The organism is Halorussus vallis (assembly GCF_024138165.1).
GTDB lineage: Archaea > Halobacteriota > Halobacteria > Halobacteriales > Haladaptataceae > Halorussus > Halorussus vallis.
This window is the reverse complement of the sequence record NZ_CP100000.1, coordinates 1,928,848-1,942,961: the sequence shown is the minus strand read 5'-3', so window position 1 is coordinate 1,942,961 and position 14,114 is coordinate 1,928,848. Positions and strand designations below refer to the sequence as shown.

Here is a 14,114-nt window from a genome sequence, read left to right as displayed (position 1 = left end):
ACTGCGTCCGAAACGATTCGAAGTCGGTTCCTCGGTCACCGGGTCAGCACGACCGCATTGTCCGCCGTCCAGCCGACCGTCACCGTGCGGCCGGTCGAGAGGTACTCGCCGCGGTCGGTTATCTGCATGTCGACGGTCAGCGGCTGGCCGTTCTCCAGGGTCACCTCGAACTTCCCGAGGTTGCCCTTGTATATCTCGTCGACCACCTCCGCCTCGAAGGCGTTGTCGAGCCCCTCGGCCTCCGCGCCGAGGCGTATCTTCTCCGGTCGGACCGCGAACGAAACCTCGCCGTCGGCCTCGGGTTCGCGGGGGACGCGGAACTCGAATCCGTTCGACTCGACGACCGGGCCGTCGGCCGTCTCGGCGTACGAGCCCCGGACGAGGTTCGTCTCGCCGATGAAGTCCGCGACGAACTCCGTCTCCGGTTCCTCGTAGATCTCGGTCGCGGTGCCGAGCTGTTCGAGGTGACCGTCGTTCATCACCGCGATCTCGTCGCTCATCGTCAGCGCCTCCTCCTGGTCGTGGGTCACGTAGACGAAGGTGGTTCCCAGCTCCTCCTGGAGGTTCTTCAGTTCGACCTGCATGTTCTTGCGGAGCTTCAGGTCGAGCGCCCCGAGCGGTTCGTCGAGCAGCAGGACGGTCGGCTCCGTCACCAGCGCCCGCGCGAGCGCGACCCGCTGTTGCTGGCCGCCGGAGAGTTCGCTGATGTCCCGGTCCTGGTAGCCCGGCAGTTCGACGAGTTCGAGCGCTTCGGCGACGCGGGCGTCTATCTCCTCGCTGCCGGTTCGACTGACCAGTCGCCTGAGCGCGCCGCCGACGCCGCCCCGTCGGGAGGACCTCGTCTCGGCGGCGGTGCCGCCGTCGGTCGCGGTGCCGCCGTCGGTCGCCCGGTTCTTCGGGAGGCCCTGCATCTGGAGTCCGAACGCGACGTTCTCGCCCACCGTCATGTGCGGGAACAGCGCGTAGGACTGGAACACCATGCTGGTGTCGCGCTCGAACGGCGGGACGTCGTTGACCCGCTCGCCCCGGATGTACACGCCGCCCTCCGACGGCGTCTCGAACCCGTCGATGCACCGCAGCAGCGTCGTCTTGCCGCAACCCGACGGGCCGAGCAGCGTGAGGAACTTCCCCGACTCGATGTCGATGCTCACGTCGTCGACGGCGATTACGTCGCCGAAGCGCTTGGTGATTCCGTCGAGCCGAACGTCGTAACTCGTCATGCTATCAGGCGTTCTGTATCTCGGTCCACGCGCGACTGTATAGCTGGGTCGCCTGCCCGATGTTCTGGATGTACTCGAGTTGGTTCATCGTCTTCTGGCTCGGGTAGATGCTCTTGTTGTTGAGGATGTCCTCGCTGATGTGCTTCTCTGCGGTTTCGTTCGGACTGCCGTAGTAGGTCCAGTTGGTGATGCGAGCACCTATCTTGGCGTTCAGGTAGTAGTTGATGAACGCGTGGGCGGCGTTCGGGTGCTTGGCCTTCTTGGTGATGGCGCCGTTGTCCACCCAGATGACTCCGCCCTCCTTGGGCACCGTGTAGCCGATGGGCGAGGAGCCGTTCTTGTGCGTCTCCCAGTACGCCTGGAACACGCCGCCGGACCACCCGTGGACCGGGCTGGCCTGCTTGTTGATGAGGTTGGTGGTGAAGTTCGAGGAGTCGTAGGTCTTCAGGAGGCTCTTCTGCTTGACGAGCATCTCCTTCGCCTCCTCGATTTTGGCCTCGTCCTTCGTGTTGAGCGAGTAACCGAGTCGCTTCAGGGCCGCCCCGATGGTTTCGCGCATGTCGTTGAGCATCGTCATCTGGCCCTTCCACTGCTGGTTCCACATCGCGTCCCAGGAGTTGATGCTCACGTCGCCGCCGAGCATCTCCTTGTTGTACCCGATGCCCGAAGTTCCCCACTGGTAGGGCGCGGAGTACGTCCCGGGGTCGGGGTCGTACGGCGTGTCGGTGAACTTCTTGCTGAGGTTGCCGTAGTTGGGAATCTTCTTCTTGTCCAGCTTCTGAATCATCCCCTGTTTCACCAGGACGTTGATCATGTAGTCGCTGGGGAAGATGAGGTCGTACTGCGCGGTTCCGCCGGCCTTGAGCTTGTTGAACATCTCCTCGTTGGAGGCGTAGTTCGAGACGTTGACCTTCACGCCGTAGGCCTTCTCGAAGTCCTGGACCGTCCCGTCCGGCCAGTAGTCGCCCCACTGGAAGATGTTGAGCTGATTCTCGAGCTTGTAGTCGAGTTCCTTCAGGTTGTACTTCTGACGCGGGTCGCTGCTGGCCGCGGTGGTCGTGCCGTCGGACGCCGCCGTGGTCGTCCCGCCGGCGGTCGTCGAGGTCGTGGTGTTCTGCCCGCCCTCGCCGCCGTTGCCGCCGGTACAACCCGCGAGTCCGGTCAGCCCGACCGCCGCGAGCGAACCCGTCGTCTTGAGGAACCTTCGCCTGTCGCCCCGAGTCTTATCTTGCTTGACCATCTTTGTCACACCGACTCTTTTCGGCTAAATGCGCGTGTATAACATAAAGATTGTGGATATTGAGGGTGGTACTCCGAAATTTTTTCTACCAGATGGGCCCCTCGAACCACTGCGCGACGGCCACGATTCCCATCGTGACCACGATGATGAGCGCCGCCACGACGTTGACGCCGGGCGTGATGCCCTGACGCACCATCGAGAAGAAGAATATCGGGAGCGTGTTCTGGTTGCCGATGATGAAGAAGGTGACCACGAAGTCGTCGAAGCTCATCGCGAACGCGAGCAGCGCGCCGGCCATGATGCCGGGTTTCAACAGCGGCAGCGTGACGTGCCGGAACGTCTCTAGTTCGTTCGCTCCGAGGTCCTTGGCGGCCTCCTCCAGCGTCCGGTCGAAGCTCTGGAGTCGCGCGAGGACGACGATGGCCACGAAACTGATGTCGAACGCGATGTGACCGATGGCGGCGGTGTGGAGGCCGAGTGTCATCCCGACGATGTTGAAGAACAGCAGCAGCGAGATGCCCATCACGATGCTCGGGATGATGATGGGCATGTAGACGACGCCCGTGAACAACGCCTTGCCGGGGAACTCGTAGCGGTCGAGCGCGAACGCCAGCATCGTTCCGAAGACGACGCTGACGACCACGGTGACGAGCGCTATCTCGACGGAGTGGACCAACGCCGACCAGGCCGCATCGGGGTTGACGCGCGCGACGGTTTCGCCCGCCAGCAGCGCCTCGTACCACTCCGTCGTGAACCCCTGCCAGACGAGGGCGTACCGCGAGTCGTTGAACGACAACGCGATGAGCACCACGATGGGGACGTAGAGGAAGAGGTAGACGAGCGCCGTCTCGGCCGCCAGGAGCGCGCCGCTCCGGGCGAACACCCGCGAGCGCAACCGCGCAAACGGACTCCGGTTCGATTCGGTGCTCACGCCAGATCAGCGCTCCCGTACCGCTGATAGATGGCGATGGCCAACAGCATGATTCCCATCAGCGTGAACGACCCGGCCGCGCCGAGCGGCCAGTTGCCCGCGGCGCCGAACTGGTTGGCGATGAAGTTACCGATCATCTGGCTGTCGGTCCCCCCGAGCAGGTCGGGGATGACGTACGCGCCGGTGCTCGGGATGAATACCAGTAGGCTCCCGGCGACGACGCCCGGCATCGACAGCGGGAACACCACGCGACGGAACGCCTGGAACCGCGTCGCGCCGAGGTCCATGGCGGCCTCCCGCAGCGTGAAGTCTATCTCCTCGATGCTCGCGTACACGGGGAGTATCATGAACGGAATCCAGATGTACACCAACCCGACCAGAACCGCGAACCGGGAGTTCATCAGCGACTGACCCGCCTGGAACCACGGGAGAAAGCCCAGAGCGTTCGTGAGCACGCTGTTGCCCGACAGCAGTATCTGTATCGCGTAGATTCGAACGAGGAACGAGGCCCAGAACGGGAGGATTATCAGCACCAGTAGCAGGTCCTGGTACTCCTCGGGCGCGACGCGGCCCACGTAGTAGGCGACGGGATAACCGACGACGAACGCCACCAGCGTCGCCACCAGGCCGAACCCGATGCTCTTCAGCGTCAACTGGACGTAGGGCGTGGGTTCGCCCGCGGCGAGTTCGATCCCGAAGGGCAACACCGCCTCGACGACCCACGCGACCGTGAACCAGATCGCCTCAAAGACCGACGCGTCGTCGGGAACGAAGAAGAGCCGGTACTGCTGGAGGCCCAGGTACTCCGGGGCGACGAGCACTTCGCCGAACGCCCCGCGTTGCCCGAAGCTGTAGTAGAACATCACGGCCAGGGGAACGAGGAAGAACAGGAACAGCCAGACCGCGCTGGGGGTGACGTTCACCAACAGGCCGGTCCAGCGGTTTCGGCGTATCCGCCCGAGGAGCGCGGACCTCGGCTCTCCCCGCTCTCGCGTGTTGTGTTCGCTTGCCATGCGTTTCCGTACCGTGTCATCACGGCCCCACAAAATAAGTTTTGTTCTATCTCGGTAGTGAGCCGATGATTTCTCGTGAGATACTCGCTGGTTCGGACAAAGTTTTTGTCCCGGCGGTCGTAGGTACGCGGTAGATGGGTCCCGGGAACGTCGAAGTCGGACTCTGTCAGTACGAACTCGGGAGTGCGACGTCGCTCGACGCGCTCCTGGACCGGACCGAGTCGCTGTTCGACCGGGCGGGCCGGGCGGACCTGTACGTCCTCCCCGAACTGTTCGTGAGCGACTGCCTCCGGACCGACGGCGACGCGGTCGCGACCCTCGGCCCGGACGGTCGGGACCGACTCCACGCGTTCCTGGCCGACGCGGCGGCCGACAGAGACGCCGTCGTCGTCGGCGGGTCGTACAACATCGTCGAGCGCGGCGAGACGTACAATCGGTGTCCCGTCGCGGTTCCCGGTCGGGACGTCCGGACTTACGACAAGGCCAACCTCATCCCCGAGGAGCGGCGGGCGGGCAAGCGTCCAGGCGACGGTCCGCTTCCGGTCGTCGAGTACGGGGACGTCGGCTTCGGCGTCGCGGTCTGCTACGACGTCGAGTTCCCGGCGGCTGTCCGGAGCCTCGCGGCCCGCGGGGCGGAGGTCGTGGCGGTCCCGTCGTGGACCGCGACCGAAGCGGGTTACCAGCGCGTCAGCCGGTGTGCGGCCGCCAGAGCCGTCGAGAACCAGTTGTACGTGGCGCAGGTCAGCGTCGTGGGCGCGCGCTCGGACGGCGACCTGACCGGAACGGGACGCTCGGCGGTGTTCGCACCCTGCGACGACGTGGTGGGACCCCACGGGACCCGGCTCTCGCTCCCCCGGGACGAGGGGACCGCGGCGACCTGTTCGGTCGACGTCGACGCCCTCCGGACCTCGCGGGAGGAAGCCGCGGTGCGACCGTTCGCGGACGGGAGTCGGAGCGAGGCGGACGAGAGTGGGACGTGATACCGTGAGAGAAAACATAACGAATACGAACGCTGGAAAACAAATGACCGACATGACCCTCGACGACATCGACGTGAAAATACTCAAGATACTCCAGGCCGACGGCCGGACGGCGCTGTCCGAGATCGCCCGCCGGCTCGACATGGGGAGCGCCACCATCCACGAGCGGGTGAACTCGCTCGAGGCCGAGGGGTACATCCGGGACTACCGGGCGGTGCTCGACCCCGAACTGCTGGGACTCGACGACGTGGCGTTCATCAGGATACACACCGAGGCGGGTCACTTCTCGGAGGTCGCCGAACGGCTCGCGGAGGAGTCGGCTATCCAGGAGATTCACGAACTCACCGGCGAGGCCGACCTGCTGCTGAAGGTCCGGGTGGGCGACCGGTCGGACCTCACGGACCTGCTGAGTCGCATCGGCACCTACGAGGGCGTCATCTCCACGGCGACCGACGTGGCGCTCCGGAGCGTCAAAGAAGAACAGCGGCTCAACCTCCCCGAATGACCGACGGCTGGGACCTCTCGCCGTCGGTACGCTCGGAGGTTGGCTGCCTGGAGAGCGCGCTCGTTCACGAACCCGGTCCCGAATTCAGCACCGTGGTCGACCCCGACGCGTGGAACTGGGACGGCCTTCCCAGACAGGAGTCGGCGGCGGCCGAACACGAGGCGCTCGTCGAGGAACTGGAGGACAGCGGCGTGACCGTCTACCGACTCGGCGACGCCTGCGAGAACCTCGCGGAGTCGCTGTTCGTCCGGGACGTGGGGTTCGCCGTCGAGGGTGGTCTCGTGGTCGGGAAGATGGTCGAGGAGACGCGCCACGGCGAGGAGCGGCGCATCACCGAGCGCGGCGTCGAACTCGGCATCCCCATCTATCACACGGTCCACGGGCCGGGCGGGTTCGAAGCCGGCAACATGGTGTGGATCGACGACGAGACGGTGGCCATCGGCCGCTCGCGGACGGCCAACACCGAGGGCATCCGGCAGGTCCGAACCGTGCTGGAAACCTACGACATCGAGGTGGTGGAGGTGCCCATCTTCGGCAGCACCGACAGCACGGGACAGACCCACCTCGCGCTCGTGTTCGGGATGGTCGCGCCCGATCTCGCGCTCGTCTACCCCCAGGCCGTCCCGTCGAGTTTTCTTCAGGTGCTCCACGACCGGGGAATCGAGACCGTCGAGGTGCCGATGCGCGAACAGCGAAACCGGGCGACCAGCACCATCGTCGTCGAACCGGGTCGGGTGTTGCTGCCGTCGGGCAACCCCCGCGTCCGAGGCGCGCTGCGGGACCGCGACATCGACGTGGTCGAACTCGACGTCCGGGAAATTCGCAAGACGGGCGGCGGTCTCAAGGGGCTCGTACTCCCGCTTTCGCGCTCGTAGCCGCGACACTTACTCGTCTCTCTGGGTTTTCCCAGAACATTTTCGTATTTCTGGCCTTTCCACCAAAGATTTATTGGGTCATGCTCCGTCGTGTGAGACGATGAGTCTCGGTGACAAAGAGCAAGATACGGACCACGCGGAGCGACTGCGGGAGCGGACGCCGGCCAGCGAGCAGTTCCACCAGCGGGCGGCGAGCGTCACGCCCCTCGGCGTCGAGTCGAACGTCAGGGCGTTCGACCCGTACCCGTTCTACGTCGACCGCGCCGACGGATCGTACCTCTACGACGTCGACGACAACGAGTACCTCGACTTCCTGCTGGCGCTCGGTCCCGTCATCCTCGGCCACGGCCACCCCGAAGTGCGCGAGGCCGTCAAGGAGCAGGTCGACACCTGCGACCTGACCGCCACGCCTCAGCCGGTGGCGATAGAGTTCATGGAGAAGGTCGCGGAGATGACCCCCAGCATCGAGAAGGTTCGACTGGCCAACAGCGGGAGCGAGGCGACCATGCACGCGATGCGGGTCGCCCGCTCGTACACGGGCCGGGACAAGATAGCCAAGCCCGAGGGTGGGTACGCCGGCGCGCACGACTACGCGCTCCAGAGCGTCTACGCTAGCGAGGAGGCGCTCGGCCCGGCCGACGCGCCCAACACGGTTTCGTACGGCACCGGCATCCCGGACGCGGTGAGCGAGACGGTCGTCGCGTTCCCCTTCAACGACAAGGAGGCGACCGAACGCATCCTCCGTGAGCAGGCTGACGACGTCGCGGCGGTCATCATCGAACCGGTGATGTTCTCCTGCGGCTGTCTCAAGCCCCGCGACGGCTACCACGAGTTCCTCCGCGACCTGACCGAGGAACTCGGCATCGTCCTCATCTGGGACGAGGTGATGACCGGCTTCCGACTCGGTCCCCAGAGCGCCCAGGGCCGGTTCGGCGTCACGCCCGACATGACGACGTTCGCGAAGGCGGCGGGCGGCGGCTACCAGATGGCCGGCTTCGGCGGCAAGGCCGAGATAATGGAGGAGATAATCCCGCCGAAAAAAGAAGAAGCCTCGAAGTGGAACTCCTCGGCGTTCCACGGCGGCACGTACAACGGCCACCCGGTGTCGGCCGCGGCCGGCCTGAAGACCCTCGAGATACTCGACGAACGCGACGTGTACGAGCACATCGACCGACTGGGCGACAAGTTGTTCGACGGCCTCCAAGAGGTCGCCGACGACGTCGGTATCGACGCCAACGTCCAGCACGTCGGCTCGATGGGCCAGGTGTACATGACCGACGAGGACATCCACTTCTACCGCGACTCCTGGAAGGCCAACGAGGAGCAGTTCGCCGACTGGTGGCTCGAAGCCGCCGCCGACGGGGTGCTGTTCGGGAACCCGATGCAGGGCGAGCGTTTCTTCACCACCTACACCCACACCGACGAGGAGATCGAGCACGCGCTCGAGGTGGCGGAGGACGCCTTCCGCGCGGTGAACCACCGGTACGAGTAGACCATGACCGAGCAGGAGCGACCCGGCGGCGACGCGGCCGAGAAGTACGACGAGTACGTCATGCCCATCGCGAAGGGGTACGACCCGTTCACGGTCGAGCGAGCGTCGGGAACCACGATGGAGACGACCGACGGAGAGCGGTACCTCGACTGCTTCTCGGGTATCTCGGTGACCAACGCCGGGCACAACAACCCCGAGGTGGTCGCGGCCGCCAAGGATCAACTCGACGACCTCGTCCACACGTGTTCGTACCTCTATCGCAACCGGCCGGTGGCCGACCTCGCCGAGCGCATCGCCGAGATAACGCCCGGCGACTTGCAGAAGACGTTCTTCTGCAACTCCGGCACCGAGGCGGTCGAGGGCGCGATAAAACTCGCGCGGAAACATACCGGGAGCAAAGAGGTCGTCGCCCTGGAGATGTCGTTCCACGGCCGGACGCTCGGCAGCCTCGCGCTCACCGGCAACAAAGCGTACAAGGACGGGATGGCCCCGACCATCAACGACGTGGTCCACGCGCCCGCGCCCTACCGATATCGGTCGCCGTACTGCGACCTCCCCGAGGCGGAGTTCGCCGAGGCGGCCGCCGCGGAACTCGAACGGGTCATTGCCACCCAGACGTCCGACGACGTCGCGGCCGTCGTGGTCGAACCCGTGATGGGCGAGGGCGGTATCGTCGTCCCGCCGGAAGGCTACCTCGAACGCGTGCGGGACATCGCCTACGACCACGGCGCGCTCCTGGTGCTCGACGAGGTCCAGACCGGTTACGGCCGGACCGGGACGATGTTCGCGTGCGAGCAGTTCGACGTGAAGCCGGACATCCTCACGCAGGCGAAGGGCATCGCCGACGGCCTGCCGCTCGGGGCGTTCACCGCGCCCGCCGAGGTCGCCGACAGCTTCGAGGCGGGCGACCACCTCTCGACGTTCGGCGGCAATCCGGTCTGCTGCGCCGCCGCGCTCGCGAACATCGACGCCCTGGAGGACGGCATCGTCGACAACGCCGCCGAACAGGGCGCGTGGCTCGGCGACCGCCTCGCCGAACTCGAAGACCGGTACGACCTCGTGGGCGAGACGCGCGGCCTCGGGCTGATGTACGGCGTCGAACTGGTCGGCCCGATGGCCGACGAGGAGACCGACGCGAGCGACCGCGACGCCGGTACCGCGGAGGGTGAACCCGCGAAGAAGGTCGCCGACGCGGTCAAGGACCACGCCCGCGAGGAACACGGCGTGCTCGTCGGGGTCGGCGGTTTCTACAAGAACGTGATTCGGTTCCAGCCGCCGCTGACCATCACCTACGAGGAACTCGAACGGGCGGTCGACGCGCTCGAAGATGGCATTCGGGCGATCGAGTCGCGATGACCGACGCGGATGCGACCGCCGCGGCCAGACCGGACTCCCCGGTCGGGGAAGCCTACGACGCGATAGTCGTCGGCGGCGGCGTCGTCGGCTGCGCCGTCGCGCGGGAACTGGCCGCCGACCGGGACGTGCTGGTCGTCGAGCGCGGGCGGGTCGCCGCGGAAGCGACGGCGCTCGCGGCGGGCGAGGTGACGATGTCGCCGTCGTACAGCGACGAACCGTCGATAGCCGACCACGCCAACGAGTTCTTCCGGGAGTACGACGGCACCGGCGACTTCTCGTACGCCGAGCGCGAGAGCCTCGAACTCGTCCCGTCGGAGCGCGAGGGCGAGGCCCGCCGGCGGGTCGAGCGACTCGACGGCGAGGGCGTCTCCGTCTCGTTCCTCGACCCGGACGCGGTCGAGGACCGTCACCCCCGGTTCGACTGCTCGGCGTTCGCGGGCGCGGTGCGCCACGACGACACCGGATTCGTCGACCCCTACACCTTCGCGGTGACGCTGAAGGACGACGCCGAGGACCGCGGCGCGACCGTGCTGACCGACACTGAAGTGACCGGGTTACGGGTCGACGACGGTCGAATCGCCGGCGTCCGAACCGACGCCGGGGACTTCGACGCGCCGCACGTCGTGGTCGCCGCCGGCTGGCGGACCGAGCGTTTCCTCCGCGAGCGCGTCCGGCTCCCCGTGCGACCCTACCGGACCCAGTGCGTCGTCCTCGACCCCGGCGACGCACTGGCGGCCGATTTCCCGATGGGCTGGGTCCCCGGCGAGCACGTCTACTTCCGACCCGAGCACAACGGCGACCTGCTGGTCGGCGGCTGGTCGTTCGCCGAGGACGACCCCGAATCTGCGAGCGGGAGCGAAGACGAGGCGTTCCGCGACCACGTCGCGCAACTCGTCCCGTCGTTCCTCCGTCGGTTCGACCGCGCCCGCTTCGTCAACGGGTGGGCGGGCGTCGACGGTGCGACGCCCGACACCCGCCCGATAATCGACCGCCCGGAAGCGGGTCCGGAGGGGCTCGTCGTCGCCACGGGGTTCCACGGCCGGGGCGTGATGACCGCGCCGGTCGCGGCGACGGCGGTTCGAGCGCTGGTCGACGGTGAGCCGGCGCCGTTCCCGCTGGACGCCTTCGCGCTCGACCGCTTCGAATCGCGGTCGCCCGACTTCGAGTTCCGGAGCATCAGCGCGGGCGACTAAGCAGCGGCCGTTTCGACCGGCCGTCGCCCGGGTTCCCGATCGCACGCCGAACGTTCACGCTACGCTGAAATCTCGAACCATGTCAAAACCGAATAGCGATACGAACCGGAACCGCACCCGTACGAACGAGAACCACCGCGACGCTGCCGGCGACCCGGAGGCCGAGTCGGTGAGCCGATCGGTGGTCGAGACGGTCGCCGAACTCGAAGACACGGACCCGCTAAAACTCCCGCCCCTCGCGCGCTTCGTCGACCCGGACGCACTGGACCGTCTCTTTGGACCGTCGTTCGACGGGACTCGACGCGAAGTCGTCGGTCGAGTCGAGTTCGACTACGCCGGCTACCGGATTCGGGTGGAGGCCGACGGGACGGTCGCCGTCCGGCCCGTCGCGGGTCGCGACGGGTGACGTTGGGGCGACTCAGGCGTGCGGATGACAGCGGTTGATGGCCTCCCGGACCGCCTCGGTCCGGCCGAGGAAGGTGATGTGGTCGCCGTCCTGCAGGGTGAAATCCTCGTTGGGGACCTCGCTGTTGCCGTCGCGGCCCACCAGTGCGATGAGGACGCCGTTCGGGAGTTCGTCGTCGAGTTCCTCGATGGTCTTGCCCACAAGGTCCTCGGCGGTCACCTCTATCTCCTGGACGTCGCCGGTCCGGCCGAGTTCGGTCATCCAGTTCGAGAGCGCGGGCCGCTCGATGACGTTGTCGATGGCCCACGCCGTCGCCATCGAGGCGTCGATGGTCCGAACCCCGAGGTCCTCGAAGGCGTCGACGTTGTCCGGGTTGTTCGCCCGGGCGATGATGGTGTCGACGTCGAACTTCGACTCGGCCAACTGGGCGACCAGCAGGTTCACGTCGTCGTCGCCGGTCGCGGCCACGACGATTTTGGCGTTGTCGGCGCCCGCCTTCCGCAGGACTTCGGTGTCGGTCCCGTCGCCCTTCCGGACGGTGAAGCCCGCGTCGCGGGTGAGCTTCACCATCTCGGTTTCCTTCTCGACCAGTACCACGTTCTCGCCGCGGTCTTCGAGGCGCTCGGCGAGCGCGCGGCCCACCTTCCCGCCTCCGATGACGATTACACGCATGGGTATCACTTCCAGGTACTCCGCGATGTGACGGGCGAACCCGCCTTCGAACACGACGGTCGTGAGGATGACCAGGAAGACGGTCCCCACGAGCACGTTCGCCGCTTCGGGGAAGTCGGCCTGCAACTGCACCGCGAACAGCGTGGCGACCGACGCCGGGATGATTCCGCGCGGCCCGACCGCGCTGATGAACAACCGCTCGTTGAAGGTGTAGCGGTCGCCCCGAGTCGCGATGAGCACGCCGAGCGGTCGAATCAGGAGCGCCACCGCGACCACAACGACGATGCCGCCGATGCCCAACGCGAGCAGGTCCTCGAACCGGAGCAGCGCCGCCAGCGCGATGAAGACGAACGACAGCACCAGCAGGGTGATGTCGCCCTTGAACGCGGTGATCTCATCCTCGTAGGGCAGGTCGCCGTTGCCGAGCAGGATGCCGGCGGTCGCGACCGCCGCGATGCCCGACTCCGAGGCGAGCGCGTTGGCGAAGCCGTAGGAGATGAGCGCGCCCGCGAGGGTGATGAGTCGAGCGTTCTGGGGTGCGTTGTCCGGCGAGAGGTCGACGTGGTGCAGCAGGTACCAGACGACGCCCGCGACCGCCATGCCGATGACGACGCCGATACCGAGTCGGCGTGAGAAGTCGGTGATGACGAAGTTGAGCGTCGGGTTCGGCGTCTGAACCACTTCGAACGCGACGACCGCCAGGATGGCGGCGGTCACGTCGTTCACGACGCCCTCGGTTTCGAGGGCTGCCTCGACCCGGTCGCGGACCGGGACGACCTCCAGGATGGGCGTGATGACCGTCGGGCCGGTGGCGACCAGCAGCGACCCGACGAGCACCGAGACGTCCCACGGCTGGTCGAGGGCGTACCGCACCGTCACCGCGGTGCCGACTAACGCTATCAGCGCCCCGACGGTGACGAGTCGTAACGTCGCCGCCGGCGCTTCCCTGAGTTTCTCGGCGGTGAGGTGGAACGCACCCTCGAAGACGATGATGGCGACCGAGAGGCCGACGATGGCCCCCAGCGCGCCGCCGAAGGAGTTCGGGCGGATGAGCGGGTCGACGTACGGGAGCCAGCGGCCGATGCCCTCGGGGCCGAACAGGATGCCCGCGAGGATGAGAAACAGCACGCTCGGCACCTGGAACCGGTCGGCGAGCACCTGCGCGGCGACGCCCAGGCCGATAATCGCGGCTACGAGCGTGACGAGCTCCGCTCCACCGCTTCCCGCTGCGCTCATGTTCCGTGTTCCTCCACGTGCGTTTGCATGGGGCTGGGGGATTTAAAACCGGTCGGTTGCTGGCCGGCGGTCGGGGCAGGAGTTGCCTCTTTGCGGTCCGAGCGACGACGACCGCCGCATCGCGACGACCGGCGTCACTCGGACCGCCACTCTCGGACCCACCGCTCGACCGTGCCGGCGGGCGCGCCGGCCGTGAGGTCGTCAGGTCGCGGGAACGACGTGAACACCTTCTCCGGTCGGTCGAGACGGCTGCTCGCGCGCCTGGTCGTCCCGCTGACGCAGGCGACCACCTCGCCGTCCAGCGTGACCAGCGGGCCGCCGCTGTTGCCATTGTCGGCCGGGACGGTCGAGAGCACCCAGTCGACGGACTCGCGGTAGCCCGCGAACCGGCCGAGGCTGATGACCCAGTCGCCCAACCGCGCGGGGTGACCGACCGTTACGACCGGCTGGTCGGCGTCGAGGGCGTCGACCGACCCGAGCGAGAGCGCCGGGACGTCGGGCAGGTCGGCCCGGAGCAGCGCCACGTCGGGGCGGAGGTCCCGGTGGTAGCCGACTCGGGTCGCGGTCGCGGTTTGCCCGTCGTAGGTTTCGACCTCGAAGGTATCGCCGCCCCGGACGACGTGGGAGTTCGTGACCACGTACCCCTCGTCGACGACCCACCCGGTGCCGCCGCGGTTTCCGCGCCGGAGTTTCACCACCGACCGCTGGGTTTCGGCGCCGGTCTTTCGGGCGCGCTCGCGGACGCTCGCCGAGAAGTCGCCGCCCGACGACCCCTGCGACGCGCTCTCGCCGGTCGGCCGAGACGCCCCGGAGTTCGACGAACTCCGGGACGTCTCGGGCGCGGGTTCGCCCTCGCGGATTCGCACGGGGAGGTCGGTGGTACACCCGGCCGCGAATCCGAGGAGTCCGGTCGCGCCGGCCGCGAGGAACCGCCGTCGAGTCGATTCGTCCGGCATCGTTCGAGCGGGGTACGACCGGTCGGATAAGGGTGCCGG

Annotated in this window: 13 protein-coding genes; 7 read left to right on the top strand and 6 right to left on the bottom strand. The window is 67.0% G+C overall.

Annotation, left to right across the window (positions count from 1 at the left end):
- Nucleotides 1–35 precede the first annotated feature (35 nt).
- The 4 genes from NGM07_RS09850 to NGM07_RS09835 all read right to left on the bottom strand — a co-directional run bounded on the left by NGM07_RS09850 (nucleotide 36) and on the right by NGM07_RS09835 (nucleotide 4,404).
- Entirely contained in the window at nucleotides 36–1,220 is a 1,185-nt protein-coding gene (locus NGM07_RS09850) for an ABC transporter ATP-binding protein (protein WP_303657243.1), read from the bottom strand.
- 4 nt (nucleotides 1,221–1,224) lie between these two features.
- Nucleotides 1,225–2,460 (bottom strand): polyamine ABC transporter substrate-binding protein, encoded by a 1,236-nt coding sequence (locus NGM07_RS09845; RefSeq protein ID WP_253520061.1) that lies wholly within the window; start codon nucleotides 2,458–2,460, stop codon nucleotides 1,225–1,227.
- Between the two features lie 85 nt (nucleotides 2,461–2,545).
- Nucleotides 2,546–3,391 carry an ABC transporter permease gene (locus tag NGM07_RS09840; RefSeq protein WP_253520059.1) on the bottom strand — a complete coding sequence of 282 codons (846 nt, stop codon included), beginning with the start codon at nucleotides 3,389–3,391 and terminating at the stop codon, nucleotides 2,546–2,548.
- On the bottom strand, nucleotides 3,388–4,404 hold the full coding sequence (locus tag NGM07_RS09835) for an ABC transporter permease (protein WP_253520057.1): 1,017 nt from the start codon (nucleotides 4,402–4,404) through the stop codon (nucleotides 3,388–3,390). Before NGM07_RS09835 ends, NGM07_RS09840 begins: the two co-directional genes overlap by 4 nt.
- A 134-nt stretch (nucleotides 4,405–4,538) precedes the next feature.
- Between NGM07_RS09835 and NGM07_RS09830 the strand changes: the two genes are divergently transcribed.
- The 7 genes from NGM07_RS09830 (at nucleotide 4,539) to ddfA (ending at nucleotide 11,211) form a co-directional block, all read left to right on the top strand.
- Nucleotides 4,539–5,384 carry a nitrilase-related carbon-nitrogen hydrolase gene (locus NGM07_RS09830; RefSeq protein ID WP_253520056.1) on the top strand — a complete coding sequence of 282 codons (846 nt, stop codon included), beginning with the start codon at nucleotides 4,539–4,541 and terminating at the stop codon, nucleotides 5,382–5,384.
- Between the two features lie 43 nt (nucleotides 5,385–5,427).
- Complete coding sequence (locus NGM07_RS09825) at nucleotides 5,428–5,889, top strand: Lrp/AsnC family transcriptional regulator (protein WP_253520054.1); 462 nt, start codon at nucleotides 5,428–5,430, stop codon at nucleotides 5,887–5,889.
- A complete protein-coding gene (locus NGM07_RS09820; RefSeq protein WP_253520052.1) occupies nucleotides 5,886–6,764 on the top strand; it encodes a dimethylarginine dimethylaminohydrolase family protein in 879 nt (292 codons plus the stop codon). Before NGM07_RS09825 ends, NGM07_RS09820 begins: the two co-directional genes overlap by 4 nt.
- Nucleotides 6,765–6,864: 100 nt before the next feature.
- Nucleotides 6,865–8,256: an aspartate aminotransferase family protein gene (locus tag NGM07_RS09815; RefSeq protein WP_253520049.1), complete on the top strand. Its 1,392-nt coding sequence runs from the start codon at nucleotides 6,865–6,867 to the stop codon at nucleotides 8,254–8,256.
- A 3-nt stretch (nucleotides 8,257–8,259) separates the two neighbouring features.
- Nucleotides 8,260–9,612 (top strand): aspartate aminotransferase family protein, encoded by a 1,353-nt coding sequence (locus tag NGM07_RS09810; RefSeq protein ID WP_253520046.1) that lies wholly within the window; start codon nucleotides 8,260–8,262, stop codon nucleotides 9,610–9,612.
- Nucleotides 9,609–10,805: an NAD(P)/FAD-dependent oxidoreductase gene (locus NGM07_RS09805; RefSeq protein ID WP_253520044.1), complete on the top strand. Its 1,197-nt coding sequence runs from the start codon at nucleotides 9,609–9,611 to the stop codon at nucleotides 10,803–10,805. Before NGM07_RS09810 ends, NGM07_RS09805 begins: the two co-directional genes overlap by 4 nt.
- Before the next feature lie 169 nt (nucleotides 10,806–10,974).
- Nucleotides 10,975–11,211, top strand: coding sequence for a DdfA family disk-determining factor (gene ddfA / locus NGM07_RS09800; RefSeq protein WP_253520042.1), 237 nt, complete (start codon nucleotides 10,975–10,977; stop codon nucleotides 11,209–11,211).
- Nucleotides 11,212–11,223: 12 nt separating this feature from the next.
- On the opposite strand, the gene NGM07_RS09795 is transcribed toward ddfA, so the two are convergent.
- A complete protein-coding gene (locus NGM07_RS09795; RefSeq protein ID WP_253520039.1) occupies nucleotides 11,224–13,119 on the bottom strand; it encodes a cation:proton antiporter domain-containing protein in 1,896 nt (631 codons plus the stop codon).
- Between the two features lie 134 nt (nucleotides 13,120–13,253).
- Nucleotides 13,254–14,075 (bottom strand): S1C family serine protease, encoded by an 822-nt coding sequence (locus NGM07_RS09790; RefSeq protein WP_253520037.1) that lies wholly within the window; start codon nucleotides 14,073–14,075, stop codon nucleotides 13,254–13,256.
- Nucleotides 14,076–14,114: the final 39 nt, after the last annotated feature.